The sequence below is a fragment of the Amycolatopsis vancoresmycina genome, from assembly GCF_000716785.1.
GTDB classification, from domain to species: domain Bacteria; phylum Actinomycetota; class Actinomycetes; order Mycobacteriales; family Pseudonocardiaceae; genus Amycolatopsis; species Amycolatopsis vancoresmycina.
In genome coordinates, this window is sequence record NZ_JNYY01000008.1 from 497,065 (window position 1) to 521,629 (window position 24,565).

Sequence of the window (24,565 nt, forward strand, 5' to 3'; positions counted from 1 at the left end):
GGACAAGTGCCGACGTTGGGGATCGCGCGGGAGTTCCTGCGAGAGTTCGGAAAGCTTCAACGGTCCGTACAGGACCGGGTGTACGAGACGTTCGCGAAGTTCGAAGAGGCTACTTTCGCCGGCATCCACCTCGAGTTGATCCGCAATGTCCGCGACTCGCGACTGAAGTCCATCCGCATCGACCAATTCTGGCGAGGCGTCGTCCTGGCACCGACCTCCGGCGACTCCTACTTGTTGCTTCGCGTGCTCCCACACGACGAGGCATACCGGTGGGCACAGCGGAAGTCCGCGTCCGTCAACCGAGCCACCGGCAGCATCGAGATCCGTGATGTGGCGTCAATCGAGGACCGGATGCCGCGCCTCGAAGAACGCGCTGCGGCAACGTCGGAACGGCTATTGGGCGCGGTTAGCGACGCCGACTTACGCCGGCTCGGCATCGACGATCAGGTACTTGCGTTCGCTCGCACACTCACCGACCTCGAGCAGCTCGAAACGGCCCGCACGATGCTGCCTGAGCCTCAGTACGACGCCCTTTTGGGGCTTGCCCTCGGCATGAGTCCCGAAGACGTGTGGACCGAGGTGGCCGACACGGTCGAACCCGGTGAATTCGACCCGGACGACGTGACCGCCGCACTCGCACGATCGACCAAGCAAGTTGTTCTGGTCAGTGGCCCCGGCGATCTGATGGAAATCTTCAGCTATCCGTTCGATCTATGGCGCGTCTACTTGCATCCCGTGCAGCACCGAGTTGCCTACGGGAGCTTTTCCGGCCCGGTGCGAGTGACAGGTGGTCCGGGTACCGGCAAGACCGTTGCGGTCCTGCATCGCGCAAAGTATCTTGCCGAACGGTCAACGTCAGATCGATCCGTCCTTGTGACGACGTTCACCAAGACGTTGACCAGTTCGCTGGAGAACCAACTTCACACACTCGTCGAGGATGACGACGTGTTGCGCCGAATTGACGTACGACACGTCGACCAGGTCGCCAATCAAGTGGTCGCGACGGAGTATGGCCGAATCAGCATCTTGTCCGCCGACGAGCAGCGCCAGACGTGGCGCAAGGTGATCGGCTCGACGGGTGTCAAGTTCTCGGATGCGTTTCTTGCGCAGGAGTGGCGCGAAGTTGTGCTCGCCAATGAGGTCGTCGACTTCGACGGTTATCTGGCCGCGCCACGCCGTGGACGGGGCCGCCAGCTCGGCCAACGTCAGAAGGAACAAATCTGGACAGCGATCGCGGCGTTCCTCGACGAACTACGGCGGCTGGACCGCTGGACATACGAGACGGTGTGTGTCGAGGCGGCCCGCCTGTTGGCCGACCGGACAGCCAAGCCGTACCAGCACGTCGTCGTCGACGAAGGACAAGACCTCGGCCCGTGGGGGTGGCGGCTCCTCCGGGCTGCTGTGGCGGAATCGGACAACGACCTGTTCATCACGGCCGATGCGCACCAGAGGATCTACAACCATCGGGTTTCCCTCAAACAGCTCGGGATCAAGATCGCAGGCAGGTCCGCACGCTTGACTCTGAACTACCGAACCACAGCCGAAATCCTCGGCTGGAGCATCGGCCTACTGCGAGGCGAGGAAATTGACGCGCTGAACGACGACCTCGATACCCTCGCAGGCTGCCGATCGGATGTGCATGGCGATCGCCCGCTGTTGCGGCCGTCGATGAGTGCACGGGAAGAAATGCAGGCCCTGGTAAAAGATGTCCGAGGGTGGCTTGCCGACGGCATCGAGCCGGACCAGGTCGGCATAGCCGCACGAACATGGAGCCAAGCAGAAGCGGCATCGTCGGCACTGACCAACGCGGGCCTGCCTGCGACATCGATCGCTAGATCGAAGCCGACCGCTGGGCGCATCTCAGTCGCGACGATGCACGCGATGAAAGGACTCGAGTTTCGGGCGGTGGCGGTGATCGGGCTCTCCAAGGACTCAATGCCGTTCCCGAAGGCGGTCACCCCGGCGAGTGAAGATCCGATTGCCCATAACCTCGACCTCCAGCAGGAACGCTGTTTGCTCTTCGTCGCCTGCACTCGAGCGCGCGAAAAATTGCGGCTGTCGTGGCAAGGTACGCGCTCTTCGTTCCTGCCACGAACCGACGGGTGAACAGGGCCGGGGAGACCGCGGAAGCAGAACTCCGACGGAGGATTCAGCCGAAGCCCAAACTTGGGCTAGGTCCCGGGAACGCAGTTGCTGACTGCCTCGGCGAGTGGAGGCTGAGCAAGAGCTGAGCACCAGGGCGCCCACGGGGGTCCGCGGATCACCGCCAGACTGCGCTGCCACGGCCGGGCTGGCCCACCCTGACATCCAGGCAAACTGACGGCAGGCATTCAGGACGCTCGCCACCGCCGCGACCTGGTGTCACCTTGCGACTACGCCAGGTCAACAACCTTCCAGTGCCGATGCGGCATCCGGCGCATCCAGCACTCACCGCACGCTGGGGTGCGTCGGGCTGGTGCCTCAGCTCTCGTCAGTCTTCTTCGGCTCCTCGGCCGGGGTGTCCTCGGTCACCTTTTCCGGCGCCGGAGCCTCGGCCGCCACCTTGGCGTGCTCTGGCTCGTCCGTGCGCTCGGGCTCCGCATCCCCAGCCGGGGCCTCCCCCGCGGCCACCGGGACCTCGTCCGGCCCCGGGGCATCCACCGCAGCGTCCTTGCTCACCAGGGTCTCCGGCGCCTCCCGCGGCCCCCGCCGACCGGCGACGACGAAGTACGCCACCGCCCCGAGGAACAGCAGGATCGACGTCCACACGTTCACCCGCAGCCCGAGGATGTGGTTGGCGGTGTCGGTCCGCATCATCTCGATCCAGCCGCGGCCGACCGTGTACCCGGCCACGTACAGCGCGAACACCCGCCCGTGCCCCAGCTTGAAGCGCCGGTCCGCCCACACCACCACCAGCGCGACCAGCAGGTTCCAGATCAGTTCGTACAGGAACGTCGGGTGCACCGGGCTCTCCGGCAGCGGGATGTGCCCCGTCGCGACGCCGTTGAGCAGGTTGTCCGGGTCCTCCGGGTTGAAGCGCTGGTAGACCTCCAGGCCCCACGGCAGGTCCGTGTGCGCGCCGTAGAGCTCCTGGTTGAAGTAGTTGCCGATGCGGCCGATGGCCTGCGCGACGACGATGCCCGGGGCGACCGCGTCCGCCATCGCCGGCAGCGGGATGCCCTTGCGGCGGCAGGCGATGAGCGCACCCACCGCGCCGAGCGCGATCGCGCCCCAGATGCCGAGGCCGCCGTCCCAGATCGCGAACGCGTTCCACGGGTTGCGGCCCTCGGTGAAGTACAGCTCCGGGTCGGTGATCACGTGGTACAACCGGCCGCCGACCAGGCCGAACGGCACCGCGAACACCGCGATGTCGATCACCGTGCCCTTGGTGCCGCCGCGGGCCACCCAGCGCCGCTCGCCCCACCAGATCGCCACGATGATGCCGGCGATGATGCACAGGGCGTACGCGCGGAGCGGGATCGGTCCCAGGTGCCAGACGCCGCGGTCGGGGCTGGGGATCGTCGCGAGGAAGGCGCTCATCACGCGGCCACCGTAGCGCTAAGGCACGGGAGCATCCAAGGCGGCCAGGTACCCCGCCACCAGCGCGTGCGCGACCTGGGTGACAGCTTGGTCGCGCGGCAGGAACCGCTCGTCGTGCAGGCTCGGCACGCCCGCCGTGTCGCCGAGGCCGACGAACATCATCAGCCCGCGGGTGCCGCCGCCGCAGTAGTGGGCGAAGTCGTCGGCCCCGAAGGACCGGAACTGGTCGTCGACGGTGAAGCCCGCGTGCCGCAGCCACCGCTGCGCGCCCGCAGCCAGCGCCGGGTCGTTGTCCAGGACCGGCTCGCACGGGCTGATCTCCAGCTCCGCGGTGCAGCCGTGGGCCCGCGCGGTGCCGTGCACGATGTCGGCGAGCGTCTCCAGGGCGCGCTCGCGGTCCTTCGCGCGCATCAGGCGCAGCGAGCCGAACGCGCTCGCGCTGTTCGGAACGACGTTGGCCGCGGCGCCGCCCTGGATCCGGCCGATCGAGCAGACCGCGCCGAACACCGGGTCGATCCGGCGGGACGCGAGCTGCTGCAGGCTCACCACCAGCTGCGACAGCGCCAGGATCGGGTCGCGCAGCAGGTGCGGGTAGCCGGCGTGGCCGCCCTGGCCGTGCATGGTGACCTCGAACTCGTCGGTGGAGGCGTTCACCGGGCCCGGCACCGACGAGACGACGCCGTGCGCGATCCGCGGCTGGACGTGCGCGCCGATCACCGTGTCCACCCCGTGCGCGGCCAGCACCCCGGACTCGACGACGTCGAGCGCGCCGGGCGGGGACGTCTCCTCCCGCGGCTGCAGCAGCGCCAGGATCGGCCGGGGCACGCCCACCCGGACCGCCGCGCGGCCGACCGCGACCAGCGCGGCGAGGTGGACGTCGTGGCCGCACGCGTGCATCAGGTCGTTCCCGGACGCCCACGGCACGCCGGTGCCCTCCAGCACCGGCAGGGCGTCGAGTTCGGCCCGCAGCGCCACGGCCGGGCCCGCGCCCCCGGGCAGCAGGACGGCCCGGCCCGTCTTGGCGACGCGGGTGCCGTCGCCCGCGCCGAGCGCGTCGCTCACCAGCCGCGCGGTGTCCTCCTCGTCGCCGGATCCGCGGGGGTCGGCGTGCACGGCGTGCCGGAGCTCGACGGCGGCGGGCAGTTCCTCGGCGATCGCCTGCGTCCACCGGGTCCACAGATCACTCACACGGGCTCCAAGCGGTAGATCCTCTTCGCGTTCTCGTGTCCCACCAAAGCACACAGCCGGACGGCGTCCTTTTCGGACATCGCGTCGGCGTCGAGCGCGGCGCGCACGAAGTCCGACAGGCCCTGCCGGAACAGGGCCGTGCCCAGGTGGTACAGCTCGGCCAGGCCGAAGGCGTCGGTGGAGAAGAGCACCTTCCCGAACGGCGCGAGCTCCAGGAGCTCGGCCAGCACGGCCGGCGCCCGGAAGCCCGCGTTGTGCGTGATGAGCCCGGCATCGACGAACACGTGCTCGAAGACCTGCGCCAGATACGCGGCCTGCCGGTGGTACGGGTAGTTGTGCAGCAGCAGGATCGGCACCCCACCGCCGCGGGTCGCCCGCAGCAGCCCGGTGAGCAGCAGCGGGTCGCACCGGTGCAGGTCGACGTCGGAGTCGCCGTAGCCGACGTGGAACTGCACCGGCAGGCCCAGGTCGAGGCCGGTGAAGACGAGGTGGCGGTGCAGCACCTCGTCGGCGAGCCGGGCGGTCCCGGAGCGCAGCCACCGGCCCGCCGCGGCTTCGACCTCCGACGCCGACGGCGGCGAACCCGCCAGGCCGAGCCCGACCCGGTAGGCCGCGATCGACTTGAGCCCGACGGCCGTCGAGGCGCGTTTCCCCAGCTCGTCGGCGAAGGCGGCGGCGAACCCGGCCGCCGTCGTCCCCGGGAGCACCGCCTCGGCGACCTGCTCCAGCCGGACGACGTCGTGCGCGCGGGTGCCCGCGAGCGCGGCGAACTCCGGGGTCGTGGTCAGCGTGTCCGGGAGGAACCCGCCGTCCAGCAGGAAATCGGTGGTGCCGGTGGCCCGCAGGAACCGCCGGGCCACCTCGGCCGCGCCCAGCTCGGCGCGGCGCTCGAGGTACGCCTCGGCCGGGACGTGCTTCGGCAGGCCGAGCACGGGCGCGCAGCGCTCGCGCACGGCCAGCCCGATCAGCGAGTCGAACAGGGTCGTGCCGAGCGGTGACGCCGTGTCCGCTTCGGTCAGCATCGCCTCGAAGCCCGCACGGGAGACGTCCCGGGTGACGACGCCGTGGCAGTGGTGGTCCACCAGCGGCAGGTCCGCGACGAACGGGAGCAGTCCGGTCATGCGCCTCCGTCCACGCTCGTCAGCCTCTCCCCCACCCTACGAGCGTAGGCGGGTGCGGACAGCACGAAGATCACCGCGAGCACCAGCACCGCCGCGGCCACCACCGGGAACCACCGCGCCGGGCCTTCGGTGGGGTACGGCACCACGTTGACGTACACCGTGTACCCGAGCACGGCCAGCGCACCGATCGGGAAGACGAGGTGCCACCCCGGCACGCGCATCCGGCGCTTCACGAACAGCAGCAGGATCGCGCCGATCGTCGTGAGCAGGTAGATGACCAGCAGGATGAGCGTCCCGATCGAACCGGACCAGGCGAACGTGTCCGACGCCGTCGCGCCGAAGAAGACCGCGCACACCAGGATGATCAGCGCGGCGGCCACCGTCACCGCGCTGACCGCCGCCACCGGGGTGCCGCGCGAGGACGTCCGGCCGAGGCTGCCGCCCGCGTCGCGGCCCAGTGCGTAGAGCAGCCGCGAGCCGCCGACCACGCAGGCCAGGCAGCAGCCGAACGCGCTGATCGCCGCGCCGACGCTGATCACGTCGCCGACCCAGGCGCCCGCGTACCGGCTGCCGAGGTCGCCCAGCAGGGACGGCGAGTCGTGGAACGCGCCCGCGTCGCCGCCGAACGCCATCATCTCGACCGCCGTCACCACCACGAAGTAGAGGCCGCCGAAGATCGCCGTGCCGAGGATCGCGCGCGGGATGTTCCGCTTCGGGTCGTGGGTCTCCTCGCCGAGCGTCGCGGCGGCTTCGAACCCGGCGAAGGACAGGAAGCCGAACACCGCGCCGAGGAACACCCCGGACAGGCCGGTCTCCGGGACGAACACGGCCATCGAGAACCGGGCGCCGCCGGGGGCGCTTCCGGCGAGCAGGCGGACCAGGATCACCACCGTGACCAGCAGGATCACCGCGATCGTCGCGCCCTCGACGGCGAGCAGGGTGCTCGTCCCGCGGCGCGCGGGTGCCACGGACAGCAGCCACGCCCCGGCCAGCGCGACGGCCGTCAGCACGAACGGGCCCCAGGACGGCGGGTCCGGCCAGATCCCCGCCTGGGTCAGGAACGCGGTGCCCAGCGTGCCCGCGGCCGAGCTCGTGACGACGGCGTAGAACGTGTACGTCCCGAGGAGACCGATGCCGGAGACGACACCCGCGCGCGGGCCGAGCGTCGCGCCGACGAAGGCGTACACCGATCCGGCGTGCTGGTAGTGCTGGCAGAGCTTCACGAAACCGTAGGCGACCAGCAGGACGCCGACCGCCGAGAGCAGGAAGGCGAGCGGGACGGCACGGCCGGCGGCGGCCGCGGTCTGCTGGGGGTTGATGTTGGCGGCCATGCTCGGGGCCATCAGCGCCACGGACAGGCCGACGGCCTGCCAGACGGAGAGGGAACGGCGCAGACCTGGACGGGTTTCGACGGTGTCTGACACGATCTTCACCTCTTTCTCAGAGCGAGAAGCACTCAAGTGAACATCGACGGGGGCAGGATGAGCCAGCTCGATCGGGCAGAACTCGCGCAGCAGGGCGCCATCCGGGCCGACGGCCTGCGCGCCGCCGGCGTGGAGCTCGTCGCGCTGACCTTCGTGGACAACAGCGGCATCGCGCGGGTGAAGGCCGTCCCGGTGGACCGGCTGTGGTCGGCGGCGGCGTGGGGTGTCGGCGCGTCGAACTCGTTCGACTTCTTCCTGGCCACCGACGACATCGTGGGCGGGACGCATTCGCGCGGCCCGGTCGGCGACCTGCGGCTGCACCCGGACCTCGACGCGCTCGTGCCGCTGGCCGCGCAGCCGGGCTGGGCGTGGGCGCCGGTGTGGAAGTACGACCAGGACGGTGCGCCGCACCCGCAGGACGCGCGGGCGCTCGCCGCGGCCGCGACGGCCCGGCTCGCGGAACTGGGCTACCGCGCGCGGACGGCGGTCGAACTCGAATGGGTGATCACGGCCGCGGACGCCCCGGACGACCCGCGCTCGGCCACCGCGGGCCCGGCTTACGGTTACGCGCGGCTTTCCTCGCAGGCGGCCTACCTGCGCACGCTGGTGTCCACCTTGACCGCGCAGGGGGTCGCGGTGGAACAGGTCCACCCCGAGTACGCGGCCGGCCAGTTCGAGGTGTCGGTGGCGGCCGGCGACCCGGTGCGCGCGGCCGACATCGCGGTGCTGACGCGCGAGACCATCCGGACGGTCAGCGAGCAGCACGGGCTGCGGGCGTCGTTCACGCCGAAGTTCGCGCCCGGCGGCGTCGGCAACGGCGGCCACGTCCACCTGAGCCTGTGGGACGGCGACCGCAACCTGTGCGCCGGCGGCGACCGGCGGTTCGGGCTCACGGACACCGCGGAGGCGTTCGGCGCCGGCATCCTCTCGCGGCTGCCGGCCCTGCTGGCGATCGGCGCGCCTTCGGTGGTCAGCTACCTGCGGCTCGAGCCGCACCACTGGGCCGGGGTGTTCCGCGCGTGGGGCCTGGAAAACCGCGAGGCACCGCTGCGGCTGGTCCAGGGCCCGGCCGGGCAGCGCGACCGGGCGGCGAACTTCGAGGTCAAGTGCTTCGACCTGACGGCGAACCCGTACCTGGTGGTGGCCGCGCTGATCTTCGCCGGCCTGGCCGGGGTGGCCGAGGAGGCGCGCCTGCCGGAGCCGGTCGACGTCGACCCGGGCACACTCCCCTCGGCCGAGCGGCTGCCGGCGTCGCTGGCCGAAGCGGTGGCGGCGTTCGAAGCGGACTCCGCGCTGACCACGGCGTTCGGGCCGGAACTGGCGACGACGCTGATGGACGTCCGCCGCGGGGAAATCGACCGGCTCGGCGCGCTGCCGCCGGAGGAGCTGTGCGCCGTGATGCGCTACCTCCATTGATCTTTCCGTCCGGCACCGTTCGCCGTGAATGCCGGAATTGTGCCCGGAAATCGTTCTGTGATCGGGCCGTTATCTGTGCTAGCGTCCTGCGCCGGGTGAGGTGAGGAGGCCGAAAGAAGGCACAGTCCATGCCAGCAGCTCGTCCCCGCCACCGGCAACGGCCCTGGAAGCTCAAGGTGACCGTCGCGGTGGCCGCGGCGTCGCTCGGCGCGGTCGGGATCGCGGTGGCCGCACCGCGCACCACCCCGCCACCGCCGCCCGCGACCCCCGATTCCGCCTGCACACTGAAGGTGCCCGAAGATCCGTTGTCGGCACGCGGTCTCGCCACGCCGTACCAGCTGTCCGCCACCGATCCGCGGCAAGGCCCGTGCCACGAATCGGTGGACGCGCAGGGCGCGTTCGCCGAAGCGACGATCCTCGACCCCGCGACCGGCAAGCTGTCGGTGTACCACCCGCTCGTCGTCGACGCGGGCGCCGCGCCCGCCGTCCCGCCGGTCGTCCCGGCGCTGCCGCGGGGCGCGGTCGTCGGCCTGTGGTTCGGGTTCAACGGCGACACGCTGACCCTCGGCGGCAGCCCGGCCGCGCTGAAGGCGGGCCGCTGCGTCAACGGCCTCGGCGGTTCGCCGTTCGGCCAGGTCGCCTTCTGCGGCGCCCAGACGTTCTTCGACGCGGCCAACAAGGCCGTTCAGGCCGGGAAGCTGCGCATCCCGCCGCTGGGCCGGGCGAAGGACGGCAGGCCGTGCCCGTCAGTACGCGACTTCTCGCTGGTCGACCAGGACCAGAGCGACAACGTGACGACGACGTACCTGGCCACGCGCGACGGCCGGACGGCCCAGGCCACGGCGGCGAACGCGCGCACGCTCCGGAAACCGGCCACGCTCGCGAACGGCAGCGACAACCGCCTGCTCGACGCGTTCGTGGACCCGGCGCTCGGCTGCACCCCGTTCACCGCCCCGGACGCGACGGACGGCGGCCGGCCCACGACGTCGCTCGCCCTCAACGAACTGCAGGCGGCGGCCGGCCAGCGGGCCCCGGTGGCGCTGGTGCCGCCGGGCGACCCGATGACGCTGGTCGACGGGAAACCCAGCCCGGCCAAGACGAACCTGTACCGGGCGGGCGTCGACCAGCCCCCGCTCGACCGCCGGACGGCGAGCACCCGGGCCTACTGCCGCTCGTTGCGGACGGCCGGGCTCGACCGCCTCACGACCGATCGTCGGCTGCTGCGGGCGGCGCCGTCCCCCGACGACGGCGTCGCCCTGCTGAAGTTCCTGACGGATCGGCTGCGGGGCTCCCTGCAGCAGCTGGGCTGCACGCACCCGGCGGCTTCGCGGCACCCGGCCGCGGCGGCCGAGCCGGACCCGGCCGACCAGGCCGCGGCTTCGGACACCGTCCGGACGCTGGAGACGCTGGGCTGAGCGACTACGCCGCCAGTGCCCTGGCGACCTCCGTGCGCAGCTGCGGCAGCTTGGCGTACAGGCGGTCGCCGGGGCACTCGGTGTTGTAGAAGTCCCGGTGGCCCTTGATCTCCTCGACCGGGATGCCGTACTGGCGGCAGATGTGGGCGCAGAACACGACGAGCGACGCCCACTGCGCCTGCGGCGGCTCCACGCTCGTGTAGGTGCCTTCGTTTTCGATGCCGATGGCGTTGGTGTTCTGGCCGGGGCAGTGCGCGCCCTGGATCATCGTGGTCCGGCCGCGCAGCGCGTCGAGGCTGCCGTGCCGCCCTTCCAGCCGGTACCCGCCGCGGCTGACGGTGAAGTGCTGGCCGGTGTCGGACCAGCCGTTGTTGTCGATGTGGTCGTGCTGGTCGTCGCGCGCGACCTGGAAGGCGTGGGCGAGCGAGTAGTCGGTGCTGTTGGCGCTGGCGATGTGGTGGATCAGGATCCGGTCGGCGGGGTGGTCGAGCGTGGTGAGCGCGTCGGCGGGCGGCCGGGCACCCCACTCGGCGCAGCTGTAGATCCGCGGCTCGGTCCCCGCGGCTCGAGCGGCTCCGGGGAGGACCAGGCCGGCGGCCCCGGCGACGGCGAGGCCGGCGGCACCGCGCAGGAAGCTGCGCCGCGGGAGGTGTGCGATGTCCATGGCGCGGACTCTCCCGCGGCCGCGTACAGCTTTCGTACAAAAGTGTCACCAGGCCAGGGAAAACCGCACCGGCAGCGCCGCCAGGCCGCGGAACAGCGGCGACGGCCGCCACTCGAGCTCCTCGGCCGGCACCGCCAGCACGACGTCCGGGAGCCGGTCGAGCAGCACTTCGATCGCGGCCTCGGCGATCACCTTGGCGATCTCCTGGGCCGCGTACGGGCACCGGTGGTCGCCGTGGCTGAACGACAGGTACGCCTGGTTGCCGGTCGAGGCCTGCGGGACCGGCCGGACGAGCGGGTCCCGGTTGGCCGCGGCGAGCCCGAGGATGAGCAGGTCGCCCTGGCGGATCTGCCTGCCGCCCAGCCGGAGGTCGTGGGCGGCGAACCGGCCCGGGAAGTTCTGGGTGGGCGTGTCCTCCCAGAGCACCTCGTTCAGCGCCTGGCCGACGCTCCGCCGCCCGCCGGACAGCGTCATCGCGAAGCGGTCGTCGGTGAGCATCAGCCGCAGGGTGTTGCCGATCCAGTACGCGGTCGGCAGCTGGCCGGCGTTCATCAGGTGCAGCAGGTCTTCGGTGATCTCCTCGTCGGCGAGCGCGGCCGGGTGGGCCAGCAGCCGCGAGGTGACGTCGGGCCCGGGGTCGCGGCGTCTGGTCTCGACCAGCAGCCGCACCCGCTCCCGGACGCGCGCGTAAGCCTCGTTCGCGCCCTCGCCGGCGGCGTGCGTCCGGTAGACGTCGTTGACCAGTTCGGCCGTCTCCGCCTCCGGCACGCCGATCATCCGGGCGACGACGGGCAGCGGTACCCCGTCGGCGTACTGGGTGATCAGGTCGGCCTCGCCGCTCCCGGCGAAGGCGTCGATGAGCTCGTCGGCCACCTGCTGGGCCCGCGCGCCCAGGTCGAACTGGTCGACGGCGCCGAGTGCTTCGTCGAGCGCCTCGGCCCGCCGCCGGTGCTCGGCGCCCTCGGCGAACATCATCGTGGGCTGGTAGCCGAGCAGCGGGAGCAGCGGCCAGTCGGGCGGGACGCGGTCCCAGGCGTTCCAGCGCCGCGAGTCGCGCCCGAACGCCTCCGGGTTGGTCACGACGTGCTGCACCTCGCGGTAGCCCAGCACCAGCCACGCCGGCACGTCCCCGTCGAGCAGGACCGGGGCCACCGGCCCGTGCGCGCGCCGCATCTCCGCGTAGAGGTCCGCGGACTTCTGCTGGAACTGCGGCCCGGACAAGCGCGTGGCGACGACGGGCTGAGGAGTGGTCATGACGCGGTCTCCCGGGCGGAGGACAGGGCGAAGAGGTGGTCGACGAGGGTGAGCAGGACGGTCTTGCTCGAGTCGCGGCGGCGGGCGTCGCAGTCGATCAGCGGCACGTCGGCGGCCAGGTCGAGCGCCCGGCGCACCTGGTCGAGGGAGTGCTTCGGCGTGCCGAAGTTGTTGCGCGCGACGATGAACGGCGTCCCGTGGTGTTCGAGGCGGTCGATGGAGTACCAGGAATCGGCCAGCCGGTTCGTGTCCACCAGCACGACCGCACCCAGCGTCCCGGCGAACAGGCGGTCCCAGAGGAACCAGAACCGCTCCTGGCCCGGGGCGCCGAACAGGTACAGCACCATGTGCTCGTTCAGGCTGATCCGCCCGAAGTCGAACGCGACCGTGGTGGTGGTCTTGCCGGACGAAGCGCCCTCGTCGATCCCGACGCCCGCCTGCGTCATGGTTTCCTCCGTGCTCAGCGGGCGGATTTCGCTGACCGAACGCACCATGGTCGTCTTGCCGACCCCGAACCCGCCGACGATCACGATCTTCAGCCCGTCCCGGGCGGTGCTCGGCAGCGGAGTCCGGACGTCCTGGTCAGAGCTTCTTGAGTCCAACGAGTACCTGCTTCAGGGTTTCGAGGTCGGGCAGATCGGTGTCGACGGGGGCCGAAGACGGGTGGCGGGCGGACACCCGGCCGGTGTCGAGCAGGTCGCACAGCAGGATCTTCACGACGCTCACCGGCAGGCCCAGCTCCGAAGCGACCTCCACCATCGCCGTCGGGTGCCGGCACAGGTGCAGGATCCTGACGTGCTCGGACTGCATGCCCGGGACCGGATCGCCTTCGCTCACGATCAGCGTCACCAGGTCCAGCGCGCTTTCGTTCGCTCGGCTGCGCCCGCCGGTGACCGTGTACAACCGGTCCGGGTCCTCGCGGTGGAGGTCTTCCCGGCTCATCTCACCCGGCCGCGGTGTGCTGGGGGCGCGGCGGCGCGGTCAGGTACTCGCCGAGCTGCTCGACCAGCTCGTTCATGGTGTGGCCGACGAGGCCCACGTCCGCGTCGTCGGCGGCGATCACGGCGAGGTGCGCGCCGGCGCCGGCCTCCACGATGAACAGCATCCCGCCGTGGAACTCCGTCATCGACTGGCGCACGCCGCCGGTGCCGTCGCCGAATTCGATCGACGTGCCGTACGCCAGGCTCTGGATGCCCGAGGCGATGGCGGCCAGCTGGTCGGCCTGGTCGATCGTGAGCCCGCGGGTGTGGCAGAGCTTGAGGCCGTCCTTGGACAGCACCAGGGCGTGCCGCGTGCCCGGCGTCTTGCCCAGCAGGTTCTCCAGCAGCCAGTCGAGATCGTGGTCCGTGGTGTTCATCGGCTGTCCTCCGGGGCAGCAGAAGGGCGGGTGGCCCGGCCGGCCGCGTGGAACGCGCTGAACCGCGCTCCGGCGTCGGCCCGAGCCGGTGCGGGACTCGCGGCGGGCGGCGGCACGGGCCTGGGCGCGGCCGCCAGCGTCTGCCCGCGACGCCGCTGCGGCAGCCCGGACAGCTCACTGTCCACTGTGGACTCCGCGGCGGGCACCTCGGCGGGTGGGGTGCGCACCTCCGCCGGGCTCGGCGCGACCGGCACGGCCTCCGGTCCGGGCTGGGTGATCAGGGTCCGCGGGATCACGACCACCACGCCGGTGCCGCCCCGCGCGGACGGCCGGAAGTGCACGGTCAGCCCGTGCTTGCGGGCCAGGCACCCCACCACCGCCAGCCCCAGCCGGGTGCCGGACAGCGTGGTCAGGTCCAGTGGCTCGGCGGACACCGCCCGCACGGCACGCTCCAGCGCGGCGGCGCTCATCACGAGGCCGCTGTCCTCGATCGTGACCACGACGCCCGCGTGCACCTCCTCCACGTACACGTGCACGTCTTCCGACGGCGGGGAGAAGCTGGTGGCGTTGTCCATCAGTTCGGCCAGCGCGTGCATGACGCCTTCGGCGGCGTACCCGGCGACCGCGGCGGTGCTGGTCGAGTGCGTCCGCACCCGCTGGTAGGCGCTGATGCGCCCCATCGCCCCGCGCAGAATGCTTTCCACCACGATCGGCTTGGTCCAGCGCCGTCCGGACCGGGCGCCGGTCAGCACCGCGATGCTGTCCGCCAGGCGGCCGGCCTGCGCGGTGCTGTGGTCCAGTTCGAGCAGGTCGCCGAGGACGTTTTCGTCGTACCGGCCTTCCATTTCGCGCAGATCGGCCAGCATGCTGGTGGCCAGCGCCTGGACGCGGCCGGCGGCATTGGCGCAGGCCGCCATCGTGGCCGCGCGCATGCGCTCGCTCCGGCCGATTTCCTGCGCGACCGTTTCCAGGAGCCGCCGGTGCGCGCCGCCGACGGAATCCGGCACCTCGGCGAGCGCGGTCTCCGCCGACGCGCCGTCGCGCACGCGCCGGACCACCGCGGGCAGCGTTTCGCCGGCGAGCCGCACGGCTTCCGCGTCCACTACGGCGATCCGGTCACGGAATCGGCGCGCGGTCTGCGCGTAGTACGCGAGAGCCGTGACGGCCGCACACACCACCGCGGCGGCCACCGCGCCGTACCAGGCCACCGGCGTCCGGTCCGCCGCGGGCACGCCGGCCGTCAGCCACCACCAAGCCCCGCCGGTGACGACGATCGCGACCGGCAGGACGTAGCGAGCGGGTACGGGCACTGACATCGGGCTGCACCGGGTTTCTGCGGGATTCACGGAAAAGGCGAGCGGGAGCGGCGCCAAGGCGAGGACGACCTTAGCGCCGATCTTTCCCGTCCGTAAGAGTGAATCTCCGGCGGCACATTCTTTCCCGGTCGACGACGTTCCCGGGAAGTCAATTCCCAACGAATCGGCCCGCGTACCGGGGAAACCGGCGAAGAATGGGCATTCGGCGTAATCGTGACGCCGGGTTGTTCAGCCGGGTGCAGCAACCGGTCAGGCGGTCGCGACCGCCCGGCGCACGCCTTCGGCCAGCTCCGCCGAGAGCTTGCGCACCCCGTCGGGGCCCTCCGCCGCCGCCGTGACCAGGGCCGAGCCCACGATCACCGCGTCCGCGAACGACGCCACCTCGGCCGCCTGGTCGCCCGACCGGACACCGAGGCCCACGCCGATCGGCAGGTCCGTGTGCGCGCGCGTACGCCGCACCAGCTCCTCGGCGCCCGCGCCGACCTGGTCACGCGCGCCCGTCACGCCCATCACCGCGGTCGCGTAGATGAAGCCGGAAGACGCCGCCGCCGTGCGGGCCAGGCGCTCCTCCGAGGACGAAGGCGCCACCAGGAACGTGCGGTCCAGGCCGTGCTCTTCCGAAGCCGACAGCCACGAGCCGGCCTCGTCCGGGATCAGGTCCGGCGTGATCAGGCCGAGCCCGCCCGCCGACGCGAGGTCGCGCGCGAAGCGGTCCACGCCGTAGCGGTTCACCGGGTTCCAGTACGTCATCACGACCGCGCGGCCGCCGCGCGAAGCCACCGACTCGACCACCTCGAACAGGTGCTTGAGGCGGAAGCCGTTGTCCAGCGCCGTCACCGACGCCGCCTGGATCGTCGGGCCGTCCATCACCGGGTCCGAATACGGGACGCCGACCTCGATCAGGTCCGCGCCGCCGTCGACGCAGGCCGCGATCAGGTCCTTCGAGCCGTCGACCGTCGGGAACCCCGCCGGCAGGTAGCCGATCAGCGCGCCGCGGCCCTCCGCGCGCGTGGTCGCGAAGAGGTCGTCCAGCCCGCTCATCCGTTCACCAGTCCGAACCACTTCGCCGCCGTGTCCATGTCCTTGTCGCCGCGGCCGGAGAGGTTCACGACGATCAGCCCGTCCGGCCCCAGCTCGCGGCCCAGCACCAGCGCGCCGGCCAGCGCGTGCGCCGACTCGATCGCCGGGATGATGCCTTCGGTGCGCGACAGCAGCTTGAACGCGTCCATCGCCTCGGCGTCGGTGACCGGGCGGTACTCCGCGCGGCCGGTGTCCTTCAGCCACGCGTGCTCCGGGCCGACGCCCGGGTAGTCGAGCCCGGCCGAGATCGAGTGCGACTCGACCGTCTGGCCGTCCTCGTCCTGCAGCAGGTACGTCATCGCGCCGTGCAGGTTGCCCGGGGTGCCCTTGGTCAGGGTCGCGCCGTGGCGGTTGCCCTCGATGCCCTCGCCGCCCGGCTCCAGGCCGACCAGCCGCACCGACGGGTCGTCGTAGAAGCCGGAGAAGATGCCGATCGCGTTCGACCCGCCGCCGACACAGGCCGCGACGACGTCGGGCAGGCGGCCGGCCTGCTCGAGGATCTGCTCGCGGGCCTCGGTGCCGATGACGTGGTGGAAGTTGCGCACCATCGTCGGGAAGGGCGCCGGCCCGGCGGCCGTGCCGAACAGGTAGTGCGTGGTGTCGGCGTTGGTCACCCAGTCGCGCAGGGCCTCGTTGATCGCGTCCTTCAGCGTCCGCGACCCGGTCTTGACCGGGATCACCTCGGCGCCGAGCAGCCGCATCCGGGCCACGTTCAGCGCCTGGCGCTCGGTGTCGACCTCGCCCATGTAGACGACGCAGTCGAGGTCGAGCAGCGCGCACGCGGTGGCCGTCGCGACGCCGTGCTGGCCCGCGCCGGTCTCGGCGATCACCCGCTTCTTGCCCATCCGCTTGGTGAGCAGCGCCTGGCCCAGCACGTTGTTGATCTTGTGGGACCCGGTGTGGTTGAGGTCCTCGCGCTTGAGGAACACCCGCGCGCCGCCGGCGTGCTCGCCGAAGCGCTTGGCCTCGGTGAGCAGCGACGGACGGCCCGCGTACTCGCGCAGCAGGCGGTTGAACTCGTTCAGGAACTCCGGGTCGTGGCGGGCCTTGTCGTACTCGGTGGCGACTTCGTCGACGACGCCGATCAGCGCCTCCGGCATGAACCGCCCGCCGTACGGGCCGTAGTAACCGCGCTCGTCCGGGTCGTGCTTGTCGTGCTGTTCGGTCACCGCGACGGCCTCGGGCAGGCGGGGTGGGAACCGGCGGTGACCAGCTTGACCAGGGCACCCTTCGGATCGCCGGAGGCGACGAGACCCTCGCCGACCAGCACCGCGTCGGCGCCGTGACCGGCGTAGGACATCAGGTCGCCCGGGCCGCGGACACCGGATTCGGCGACCTTGTAGACGTCCATCGGCAGGCCGGGGGCCAGCCGCGAGAAGACGTCCCGGTCCACCTCGAGGGTGTGCAGGTTGCGCGCGTTGACGCCGATGACCTTGGCGCCCGCCTCGAGGGCCCGGTCGGCCTCCTCGGCGTTGTGGATCTCCACCAGCGCGGTCATGCCCAGGGACTCGACGCGGTCGAGCAGCGCGACGAGCGCGTTCTGCTCCAGCGCGGCGACGATCAGCAGCACCATGTCGGCGCCGTGCAGGCGGGCTTCGTGCACCTGGTACGGGCTGACGACGAAGTCCTTGCGCAGGATCGGGATGTCGACCGCCGCGCGGACCGCGTCCAGGTCGGCCAGCGAACCGCCGAAGCGGCGCTGCTCGGTGAGCACGCTGATCACGCGCGCGCCGCCGGCTTCATAGTCCTGCGCCAGCGCGGCCGGGTCGGGGATGTCGGCCAGGTCGCCCTTCGAGGGGCTGCGCCGCTTGACTTCGGCGATCACGCCGATGCCGGACTCGCGCAGCGCGGACATCACGTCGCGGGGCCCGGGGGCGGCGGCCGCCCGGATCTTCAGCTCGTCGAACGGCAGCGCGGATTCCCGCACGGCGAGATCTTCCCGCACGCCGGCGACGATGTCTTCGAGCACGCTCACCGGGCGCCCCCACCAGGGCGCGTGCTCACGGTTTCACTCGCAAGGTCGCTCACAAAAACCTTCCCCTTCCCGCCGAAACGATGCTAACCCCCGCATCCGAGACGCCCGGTTCCGGGTGTGCGCGTTACTCCGAATGCCTGCCCCGGGCGTCCGTCGGGTCCTCCCCCTCGGACAGCGCCTCCCACAGCTCGGCGTCGGGATCACGCACCTTCTTCCGGGTGGCCGGGGCCGCGTACTTCGTGCCGAGGCGCGCGGCCCGGCCGGCGCCCTTGACGGCGACCAACCCGCCGGCGGCGACGAGAATTCCCCCGAGCACGGCCAGGCCGCGGCCGAGCAGCATCTGGGTCACCGGCAGCCCGTCGGCGTAGCCGGCGAACCGGACCCCGGCCACGCCGGTCCAGACCGCGGCCACCCCGGCCAGCGCCAGGACGCCGCCGAGCACGCGCCGGGCCCAGCCGCCGGTGGCCACGACCCCGGCCACGCCGGCCAGCGCGAGCAGGGCCAGCGGCACCAGCGCGGTCGCCTGCTGCTCGCCGGACTCGCGGTACAGGACCGTGCCGCGGACGCCGCCGTCGCGGAACTCGGCGAACCAGGTCAGCCGTGACGCACCCCACAGTGCGGCCGCGCCGAGCAGCAGCGCGACCACGATCATCCACAGTGGACGCCTCGACGCCGGCGGGGCGGCCGGCGTGTCAGACATGAGCGGCGTCCGCGGCCGGGTCGAGCGCGCCCGCCGCCACCATCGTCTGCGCCGCGGCCACCGCCGACAGCACGGTCCGGGCCTTGTTCAGCGATTCGGTGTCCTCGTAGTCCGGCACCGAGTCGGCGACCACCCCGCCCCCGGCCTGGACGTGCGCGATGCCGTCCTTGACCAGCGCCGTGCGGATGGCGATCGCGGTGTCGGCGTCGCCGGCGAAGTCGAGGTAGCCGACGACCCCGCCGTACAGCGCGCGGCGGACCGGCTCCAGTTCCTCGATCAGCTGCATCGCGCGGACCTTGGGCGCGCCGGAGAGCGTCCCGGCCGGGAAGCAGGCCGTGACCGCGTCGAACGCCGTCTTGCCCTCGGCCAGCTCGCCGGTGACGGTGGACACGATGTGCATGACGTGGCTGTAGCGCTCGATCTGGAAGAAGTCGACCACCCGCACGGTGCCGGGCTTGCAGACCTTGCCGAGGTCGTTGCGGCCGAGGTCGACGAGCATCAGGTGCTCGGCGCGCTCCTTCTCGTCGGCCAGCAGGTCCTTGGCCAGCTGGGCGTCCTCCTCCGGGTCGGCGCCGCGCCAGCGCGTGCCCGCGATCGGGTGCGTGGTCGCGCGGCCGTCCCGCACGGTGACCAGCGATTCCGGGCTGGAGCCGACGATGTCGAAGCCCTCCAGCCGCAGCAGGTACATGTACGGGCTCGGGTTGGACGTCCGGAGCACGCGGTAGATGTCGAGCGCGTCGGCCGCGGTCGGGATCTCGAAGCGTTGCGACGGCACGATCTGGAACGCTTCGCCGGCCTTGATCGCCTCGACGGCCTTCTCGACGGCCGCGTGGAAGTCCGCCTTGGTCCGCTTCCGGGTGAATTCCGGCGCGGGCCGGTCGAACGCGGCGACGGTGGCGGGCGCGGGCACCTGCAGCTGCTCGGTCATCGCGGACAGCCGGGCGACGGCGTCGTCGTAGGCCGCGTCCACGCGCTCGGGCGAGTCGTCCCAGTTGACGGCGTTCGCGATGAGCGTGACCGTGCCCTCGTGGTGGTCGAACGCGGCGAGGTCGGTGGCCAGGAGCATGGTCAGCTCGGGGATGTCGAGGTCGCGCTCGGCCAGCTCCGGCAGCCGTTCCAGCCAGCGCACCGCGTCGTAGCCGATGTAGCCGACCATGCCGCCGGTCAGCGGGGGCAGGCCGGGCAGCGGCTCGGTGTGCAGGGCCTCGATGGTCTCGCGCAGGACGTTCAGCGGGTTGCCTTCGCTGGGCAGGCCGACCGGCGGGGTGCCGGTCCAGACCGCTTCGCCGTCGCGCACGGTGAGCGCGGCCGGGCTGCGGACCCCGATGAACGACCAGCGGGTCCAGGACGCGCCGTTTTCGGCGGACTCGAACAGGAAGGTGCCGGGCCGGTCGGCGGCGAGCTTGCGGTACACCCCGATCGGCGTCTCGCCGTCGGCGAGGACCCGGCGCACGACCGGGATCACGCGGCGGCTCTCGGCGAGGACGCGGAAGTCCTCGCGGGACGGGCTGACCGTGCCGGGACCGGCCGAACCGGCGGATGCGCTGACCATGGACCTCATTGTGCTGGGTCCGGTGACGGCCGGCGATGCCGGGTGTCGAATTCAACATTCATTGAATTCCGCGGGTCGGTGCGTCATGATGGAGCCGTGAGCACCACGGAGAACGCCGAGCCTAACGCCCGCCGCCGCGGGCGGCGGCCCGCCGGCCAGGACACCCGCACCGCGCTGGTCGAAGCCGCCAGGACCGTGTTCGCCGAGAACGGCTACGACGGGGCGACCGTGCGCGCGATCGCCACCCGCGCCGGCGTCGACGCGGCGATGGTCAACCACTGGTTCGGCAGCAAGGAGGGCCTGTTCGCGCAGGCGGTCCTCGAGCTGCCGTTCGACCCCCTCGAGCTGCAGCAGGCGCTGCGCCACGGCCCCGACGACGAGCTGGGCGAGCGGATCGTCCGCACCTTCATCACCCGCTGGGACAGCGCGGGCGGCGGCCAGTTCGTGGCGCTCATCCGCAGCATCACCGGCCACGAGCAGGCCGGCCACGTGCTGCGCGACTTCTTCCAGCGGTTCTTCAGCGCGCTGATCTCCTCGATCGGCTCGGACCACACCCCGCTGCGGATGAACCTCTGCGCCACCCAGATGGTGGGCCTGGGCATGGTCCGGTACGTGGCGAAGTTCGAGCCGCTGGCCACCGAGGACGTCGAGGTCCTGGTGCGCGCGATCGCGCCGAACCTGCAGCGCTACCTCACCGGCGAGATCGGCTGACGCCGTCTTCGGTGCGCCGGGTCATGGCGGTCGCCGGAACCGCGTACGGGCCGGGGCGGCTCGGGCCGTCCGGGAACAGGACGACCATGTGCCGCCCCCAGCCGCCCACCCACGCGAGCCGGTCGGTGAAGATCGCCAGGGCGTTCGCCCCGTGCGTCGAAGACACCGCCCGCAGTTCGATCCCGGTGCCGTCGCGGTAGCGGACGTGGAGCTCCGGCGGCGGCCGCCGCACCGAGCGGCCGTGGCGGGCGACACGCACGATGTCGACCGTCGCGTTCCGCCACCCGGTGGCTGCGACCGCGCGGGCCCGGTTCCGCCAGCCCACCGCGGCCCAGGCGGCGAACAGCGTCCCGAGCGAGCCGGCCACCAGCAGGACGTAGCCGAGGTTGACGAGGAACGGATTTTCGTTCTCCTCTTCCGTGGTGCGCACGCGGTCCGGGTCGGCGCGGTCGAACACCACGATGACCCGCTCGCCGACGGCGTAGGAGTTCTTCGAGTCGCGGACGATCTCCGCGGTCCGCGAGCCGTAGCGCACCCGGAACGTCAGGCCGCCGCGCGTGTAGTGCTGCACCGAAACCACCTCGCCGGTGGTCCGGGCGCCGGTCGCGAGGAGCTTGTCGGCGGCCCGGTCGAGCAGGACGAGGTCCAGGGTCCCGCTCCCGGCCACCGCCACCCAGACGAGGACGAGTGCTGCCGCGCGCCGCGCCACCCGCCGCAGCCGCCGCGTTTCGGCCTCGAAGTCGATCCGGCGATCGTGGTCGTGGTCGGTCGACGGCGGCAGCCAACTCGCGAAGCCGTCCTCGCGCGCGGCCGCTCGGTTCCCGGCGAGCACCCGTAGGCGCCGGACACCCAGGACCGCGCCGCCGGCCAGCGCCGTGCACAGGACGACGAGGGCGGGAGTCATCCCGTAAGCCGCCACGACCTCGGGGGCAACGCTGAAGACGGCCACGACGGCCGCCGGGAGGGCCAGCCACACCCACCGCCGCTGCACGAAACCGCCGAAGGGATCCATCAACGGAGCTTAGAAGCCTCTGCGGCGCAAGGACGCTGCGAGAAACGGCACAGGAAGGCGGGGCAACCGGACGGTGTCGCCGGGCGTGCAAGTCAGCAGGCGCGATTCACGATTCCGGTAGCAACCGGGGCACCTACCGCGCGATCAGCAGCGCGACGAGCGCCAGCGCGCCAGGAAGCACCTGGACGAAGAGGATCCGCCTGCTGGCCGTCGCGGCGCCGTAGAGACCCGCGACGATCACGCAGACGAGACCGTACAGCTGCAGCTGGAACTCACCCGCGAGCAAGCCCCAGATCAGCACGAGGGCCAGGAAACCGTTGTACAGCCCCTGGTTCGCGGCGAGGGTCTTGCTCGCCTCCGCGAACTCCTCGGTGGTGCCGAACGCGGCCCGGGCCCGTGGCGTCGTCCAGAGGAACATCTCCAGGACGACGATGTAGAGGTGGATCAGGGCGACGAGCCCGACCAGGATGTCGGCGACGATGGTCACGCGTGCTCTTTCTCATCCGCCAGGAGGAGGCGTTCCTCGGTGTCGAAACAGGTGTGCGTGCCGGTGTGACAGGCCGGGCCGGTCTGGTCGACGCGCAGCAGGACCGTATCGCCGTCGCAGTCGATCCGCACCTCGCGGACGTGCTGGTAGTGCCCGGACGTCTCGCCCTTGACCCACAGCTTCCGCCGGCTGCGCGACCAGTACGTCCCGCGGCGGGTGGCCAGGGTCGCGGCGAGGGCGTCGTCGTTCATCCAGGCCATCATCAGCACGTCCGAAGTGGCGTGCTCGACGACGACCGCGGCGATCAGGCCGTCGGCGTTGCGCTTGAGGCGCGCCGAGACGGCCGCGTCCAGGGTCATGCTTCGGCTCCCAGGAGGTGCCGCTTCAGCGGCATCGAGTTCAGCAGGACGAACGCGTAGCCGTAACCGGCGAAGGACAGGCCGGAGAACAGCTTGTTGAACCACAGCTCGGCGCCGAGCAGCAGGAACGCGTGCAGCAGCGCGAAGACGACGGAGACGACCAGCCCGCCGATCCGCGCGCTGCCGTGCTTCAGGACGAGCCCGGTGGTGACGACGCCGCCGAGGATCAGCGCCAGCGCGGGCATCCGGTAGATCGCCAGCCCGGCTCCGGCGGACAGCACCGGGATCAGGTCCAGCAGCGCCCACGCGACCGGCAGCCCGACCAGCAGACCGGCGACGACTTTCACCTCGACGGGTGCGTGCCAGGACTTCACCGGACCTCGACCCCGCCTTCGCGCAGGGCGTCCTTGACGTCGCCGATCGTCAGCTGTCCGAAGTGGAACACGCTGGCGGCGAGCACGGCGTCGGCGCCGGTCCGCACGGCGGGCAGGAAGTGCCCGACGGCCCCGGCGCCCCCGCTGGCGATCACCGGGACGCGCACGGCCTTGCGGACCAGTTCGATGAGTTCGAGGTCGAAGCCGTTCTTGGTGCCGTCGGCGTCCATCGAGTTGAGCAGGATCTCCCCGACCCCGAGTTCCTCGCCGCGGGCGGCCCATTCGACGGCGTCGATGCCGGTCCCCCGGCGGCCGCCGTGGGTGGTGACCTCGAAGCCGGACGACGTCGGCTCACCGCCCTCCGGCACGCGCCGGGCGTCGACGGACAGCACGATGCACTGGGCGCCGAACCGCCTCGACGCCTCGCTGAGGAACTCGGGCCGCGCGATGGCGGCGGTGTTGATGCTGACCTTGTCGGCCCCGGTCCGCAGGAGCCGGTTGACGTCGTCGTTGCTGCGCACGCCGCCCCCGACGGTGAGCGGGATGAAGACCTGCTCGGCGGTCCGCCGGACGACGTCGTAGGTGGTCTCGCGATCCCCGGAGGAGGCGGTGACGTCGAGGAAGGTGAGCTCGTCGGCGCCTTCGGCGTCGTAGCGCCGGGCCAGCTCGACAGGGTCACCGGCGTCGCGGAGACCGGCGAAGTTGACACCCTTCACGACCCGGCCCGCGTCGACGTCGAGACAGGGGATCACCCGCACCGCGACAGACATGCCCACCAGCGTAGTCAAGGGGGCCGGAGGCGCCCGGCCGGGCGCCTCGATCCGGCATCCCGCGTTCACGTCCCGGCCATCCGATTCGGCTGGTTTCCGCCCGTGCGCAGACTCCTCCCGGTGGCCGTCGCCACCCTCTCGCTCCTCACCGCCGCCCCCGCGTCCGCCGCGCCCCGCGATCCCGGACGCAGCGTCGTCATCGGCACGCTGAAGAAAGGCGGGCTCGCCGTCTTCGACCTCTCCACGCGGACCCTGCAGCTGGTTCCGGTGGGGCCGGGCGGGCGGTTCGACAACGTCGACGTCGTCGGCGATCTCGCCGTCGTCAGCGACCGGGGGCGGGACCGGATCCGCGTCTACCGGATCGACCCGCCGCCGCGCCGGTGTTCTCCCTGTCGGAGTCCGAAGTGGACGAGCGGCGGACCGCCCACGGCTCGCCGACCGGCCGGACGGCACCGTCGGCACCGCGCCGATCGCCACCGTCGCCCTGCCGTCGCGGTTCCGCCTGCCGGACGGCTCGGCCTGGTCGCCGTGCGAGGAGCCCGGCGAACGGCCGCGTGCCCTACACCGCCCAGGAGGACGTCGGGATCTGAGGAGTGCGTCCCGGACGGCTCCGACCCCGGCTCCGGTGGCCGGTGGCTGACCGCCGACGCGGAGGGCCTCGCGGTGGCGAACGGCACGCTGTTCGCCTCCAGCCAGGGCGACTCGCGGTTCGTCGTCCACGACGAGCACGTCCGTGACCTGCGGATCGTCGCCGGCCGCGGGACGGACTCGGTCGAGCACTCCGACGGCTCGGCGATCTCCACGGCGTACCTGGGCCGCCGCTTCCCGCACGGCCTCCTGGTCGTCCACGACCGCGAGCGGCACCCGTCGC

At 71.9% G+C, this 24,565-nt stretch carries 24 protein-coding genes and 1 pseudogene; 5 read left to right on the forward strand and 20 right to left on the reverse strand.

Annotated elements, in window-relative coordinates:
* Window positions 1-6: 6 nt before the first annotated feature.
* Window positions 7-2,106 (forward strand): UvrD-helicase domain-containing protein, encoded by a 2,100-nt coding sequence (locus OO60_RS22040; protein ID WP_003081007.1) that lies wholly within the window; start codon window positions 7-9, stop codon window positions 2,104-2,106.
* A gap of 354 nt (window positions 2,107-2,460) precedes the next feature.
* On the opposite strand, the gene lgt is transcribed toward OO60_RS22040, so the two are convergent.
* From lgt to OO60_RS22060, 4 genes are read right to left on the reverse strand one after another with little or no spacing between them, the layout of a single operon-like run.
* On the reverse strand, window positions 2,461-3,519 hold the full coding sequence (lgt, locus tag OO60_RS22045) for a prolipoprotein diacylglyceryl transferase (protein ID WP_003081004.1): 1,059 nt from the start codon (window positions 3,517-3,519) through the stop codon (window positions 2,461-2,463).
* A gap of 18 nt (window positions 3,520-3,537) precedes the next feature.
* Window positions 3,538-4,707, reverse strand: a complete 1,170-nt coding sequence (locus OO60_RS22050) for a M20 metallopeptidase family protein (protein ID WP_003081001.1) — start codon at window positions 4,705-4,707, stop codon at window positions 3,538-3,540.
* Window positions 4,704-5,828 (reverse strand): amidohydrolase family protein, encoded by a 1,125-nt coding sequence (locus tag OO60_RS22055; RefSeq protein WP_003080997.1) that lies wholly within the window; start codon window positions 5,826-5,828, stop codon window positions 4,704-4,706. Before OO60_RS22055 ends, OO60_RS22050 begins: the two co-directional genes overlap by 4 nt.
* Complete coding sequence (locus tag OO60_RS22060; protein ID WP_240490685.1) at window positions 5,825-7,252, reverse strand: APC family permease; 1,428 nt, start codon at window positions 7,250-7,252, stop codon at window positions 5,825-5,827. The genes OO60_RS22055 and OO60_RS22060 overlap by 4 nt, the downstream gene beginning before the upstream one ends.
* A gap of 57 nt (window positions 7,253-7,309) precedes the next feature.
* On the opposite strand from OO60_RS22060, the gene OO60_RS22065 reads away from it, so the two are divergent.
* Both OO60_RS22065 and OO60_RS22070 read left to right on the forward strand, forming a co-directional pair.
* Entirely contained in the window at window positions 7,310-8,668 is a 1,359-nt protein-coding gene (locus OO60_RS22065; protein ID WP_033262036.1) for a type I glutamate--ammonia ligase, read from the forward strand.
* A 128-nt stretch (window positions 8,669-8,796) separates the two neighbouring features.
* A complete protein-coding gene (locus OO60_RS22070) occupies window positions 8,797-10,083 on the forward strand; it encodes a hypothetical protein (protein WP_244885556.1) in 1,287 nt (428 codons plus the stop codon).
* 4 nt (window positions 10,084-10,087) lie between these two features.
* Here the strand turns inward: OO60_RS22070 and OO60_RS22075 are convergent, their stop codons facing one another.
* From OO60_RS22075 to OO60_RS22125, 11 genes are all read right to left on the reverse strand, one after another.
* Window positions 10,088-10,747 carry a peptidoglycan recognition protein family protein gene (locus OO60_RS22075; RefSeq protein WP_004561839.1) on the reverse strand — a complete coding sequence of 220 codons (660 nt, stop codon included), beginning with the start codon at window positions 10,745-10,747 and terminating at the stop codon, window positions 10,088-10,090.
* A gap of 45 nt (window positions 10,748-10,792) precedes the next feature.
* Complete coding sequence (locus OO60_RS22080; protein WP_004561840.1) at window positions 10,793-12,001, reverse strand: cytochrome P450; 1,209 nt, start codon at window positions 11,999-12,001, stop codon at window positions 10,793-10,795.
* Complete coding sequence (locus OO60_RS22085; protein WP_004561841.1) at window positions 11,998-12,531, reverse strand: GTP-binding protein; 534 nt, start codon at window positions 12,529-12,531, stop codon at window positions 11,998-12,000. The genes OO60_RS22080 and OO60_RS22085 overlap by 4 nt, the downstream gene beginning before the upstream one ends.
* Before the next feature lie 52 nt (window positions 12,532-12,583).
* Window positions 12,584-12,943, reverse strand: coding sequence for a DUF742 domain-containing protein (locus tag OO60_RS22090; protein WP_004561842.1), 360 nt, complete (start codon window positions 12,941-12,943; stop codon window positions 12,584-12,586).
* 1 nt (window position 12,944) lies between these two features.
* Window positions 12,945-13,358, reverse strand: coding sequence for a roadblock/LC7 domain-containing protein (locus OO60_RS22095; RefSeq protein WP_004561843.1), 414 nt, complete (start codon window positions 13,356-13,358; stop codon window positions 12,945-12,947).
* Complete coding sequence (locus OO60_RS22100; RefSeq protein WP_033261967.1) at window positions 13,355-14,674, reverse strand: sensor histidine kinase; 1,320 nt, start codon at window positions 14,672-14,674, stop codon at window positions 13,355-13,357. The genes OO60_RS22095 and OO60_RS22100 overlap by 4 nt, the downstream gene beginning before the upstream one ends.
* Window positions 14,675-14,923: 249 nt before the next feature.
* Complete coding sequence (trpA, locus tag OO60_RS22105) at window positions 14,924-15,715, reverse strand: tryptophan synthase subunit alpha (RefSeq protein WP_004561845.1); 792 nt, start codon at window positions 15,713-15,715, stop codon at window positions 14,924-14,926.
* Window positions 15,712-16,923 (reverse strand): tryptophan synthase subunit beta, encoded by a 1,212-nt coding sequence (gene trpB / locus OO60_RS22110; protein ID WP_004561846.1) that lies wholly within the window; start codon window positions 16,921-16,923, stop codon window positions 15,712-15,714. Before trpB ends, trpA begins: the two co-directional genes overlap by 4 nt.
* Entirely contained in the window at window positions 16,920-17,729 is an 810-nt protein-coding gene (trpC, locus tag OO60_RS22115; protein WP_004561847.1) for an indole-3-glycerol phosphate synthase TrpC, read from the reverse strand. Before trpC ends, trpB begins: the two co-directional genes overlap by 4 nt.
* 124 nt (window positions 17,730-17,853) lie before the next feature.
* Complete coding sequence (locus OO60_RS22120; RefSeq protein WP_033261969.1) at window positions 17,854-18,381, reverse strand: Trp biosynthesis-associated membrane protein; 528 nt, start codon at window positions 18,379-18,381, stop codon at window positions 17,854-17,856.
* 40 nt (window positions 18,382-18,421) lie between these two features.
* Window positions 18,422-19,981: an anthranilate synthase component I gene (locus tag OO60_RS22125; protein ID WP_004561849.1), complete on the reverse strand. Its 1,560-nt coding sequence runs from the start codon at window positions 19,979-19,981 to the stop codon at window positions 18,422-18,424.
* Window positions 19,982-20,077: 96 nt separating this feature from the next.
* Between OO60_RS22125 and OO60_RS22130 the strand changes: the two genes are divergently transcribed.
* Window positions 20,078-20,692: a TetR/AcrR family transcriptional regulator gene (locus OO60_RS22130; protein WP_004561850.1), complete on the forward strand. Its 615-nt coding sequence runs from the start codon at window positions 20,078-20,080 to the stop codon at window positions 20,690-20,692.
* Here OO60_RS22130 and OO60_RS22135 read toward each other — a convergent pair.
* The 5 genes from OO60_RS22135 to hisF all read right to left on the reverse strand — a co-directional run bounded on the left by OO60_RS22135 (window position 20,673) and on the right by hisF (window position 23,694).
* The gene (locus OO60_RS22135; RefSeq protein ID WP_004561851.1) at window positions 20,673-21,704 is read right to left on the reverse strand and encodes a DUF3592 domain-containing protein; all 1,032 of its coding nucleotides are present in this window, start codon (window positions 21,702-21,704) and stop codon (window positions 20,673-20,675) included. The genes OO60_RS22130 and OO60_RS22135 overlap by 20 nt on opposite strands.
* 133 nt (window positions 21,705-21,837) lie before the next feature.
* A complete protein-coding gene (locus OO60_RS22140; protein ID WP_004561852.1) occupies window positions 21,838-22,191 on the reverse strand; it encodes a DUF1304 domain-containing protein in 354 nt (117 codons plus the stop codon).
* Window positions 22,188-22,550: a phosphoribosyl-AMP cyclohydrolase gene (gene hisI / locus OO60_RS22145; RefSeq protein WP_004561853.1), complete on the reverse strand. Its 363-nt coding sequence runs from the start codon at window positions 22,548-22,550 to the stop codon at window positions 22,188-22,190. Before hisI ends, OO60_RS22140 begins: the two co-directional genes overlap by 4 nt.
* A complete protein-coding gene (locus OO60_RS22150; RefSeq protein ID WP_004561854.1) occupies window positions 22,547-22,924 on the reverse strand; it encodes a hypothetical protein in 378 nt (125 codons plus the stop codon). Before OO60_RS22150 ends, hisI begins: the two co-directional genes overlap by 4 nt.
* Complete coding sequence (gene hisF, locus OO60_RS22155; RefSeq protein ID WP_004561855.1) at window positions 22,921-23,694, reverse strand: imidazole glycerol phosphate synthase subunit HisF; 774 nt, start codon at window positions 23,692-23,694, stop codon at window positions 22,921-22,923. Before hisF ends, OO60_RS22150 begins: the two co-directional genes overlap by 4 nt.
* Window positions 23,695-24,357: 663 nt before the next feature.
* On the opposite strand from hisF, the pseudogene OO60_RS48440 reads away from it, so the two are divergent.
* A pseudogene (locus OO60_RS48440) lies at window positions 24,358-24,498 on the forward strand (phytase); the annotation flags it as partial.
* Window positions 24,499-24,565 lie beyond the last annotated feature (67 nt).

Excerpts from the sequence above, each read along its gene's own strand:
- OO60_RS22065 (WP_033262036.1), top strand. The coding sequence starts at position 7,310 with ATGAGCCAGCTCGATCGGGCAGAACTCGCGCAGCAGGGCGCCATCCGG.
- OO60_RS22125 (WP_004561849.1), bottom strand. The coding sequence starts at position 19,981 with ATGGTCAGCGCATCCGCCGGTTCGGCCGGTCCCGGCACGGTCAGCCCG.
- trpA (WP_004561845.1), bottom strand. The coding sequence starts at position 15,715 with ATGAGCGGGCTGGACGACCTCTTCGCGACCACGCGCGCGGAGGGCCGC.
- OO60_RS22100 (WP_033261967.1), bottom strand. The coding sequence starts at position 14,674 with ATGTCAGTGCCCGTACCCGCTCGCTACGTCCTGCCGGTCGCGATCGTC.
- OO60_RS22090 (WP_004561842.1), bottom strand. The coding sequence starts at position 12,943 with ATGAGCCGGGAAGACCTCCACCGCGAGGACCCGGACCGGTTGTACACG.
- hisF (WP_004561855.1), bottom strand. The coding sequence starts at position 23,694 with ATGTCTGTCGCGGTGCGGGTGATCCCCTGTCTCGACGTCGACGCGGGC.
- lgt (WP_003081004.1), bottom strand. The coding sequence starts at position 3,519 with ATGAGCGCCTTCCTCGCGACGATCCCCAGCCCCGACCGCGGCGTCTGG.
- OO60_RS22055 (WP_003080997.1), bottom strand. The coding sequence starts at position 5,828 with ATGACCGGACTGCTCCCGTTCGTCGCGGACCTGCCGCTGGTGGACCAC.
- OO60_RS22070 (WP_244885556.1), top strand. The coding sequence starts at position 8,797 with ATGCCAGCAGCTCGTCCCCGCCACCGGCAACGGCCCTGGAAGCTCAAG.
- OO60_RS22135 (WP_004561851.1), bottom strand. The coding sequence starts at position 21,704 with ATGGATCCCTTCGGCGGTTTCGTGCAGCGGCGGTGGGTGTGGCTGGCC.
- hisI (WP_004561853.1), bottom strand. The coding sequence starts at position 22,550 with ATGACCCTGGACGCGGCCGTCTCGGCGCGCCTCAAGCGCAACGCCGAC.
- OO60_RS22075 (WP_004561839.1), bottom strand. The coding sequence starts at position 10,747 with ATGGACATCGCACACCTCCCGCGGCGCAGCTTCCTGCGCGGTGCCGCC.
- OO60_RS22080 (WP_004561840.1), bottom strand. The coding sequence starts at position 12,001 with ATGACCACTCCTCAGCCCGTCGTCGCCACGCGCTTGTCCGGGCCGCAG.
- OO60_RS22120 (WP_033261969.1), bottom strand. The coding sequence starts at position 18,381 with ATGATCGTGGTCGCGCTGCTGCTCGGCGCGGCCGCACTGTGGGGTGCG.
- OO60_RS22095 (WP_004561843.1), bottom strand. The coding sequence starts at position 13,358 with ATGAACACCACGGACCACGATCTCGACTGGCTGCTGGAGAACCTGCTG.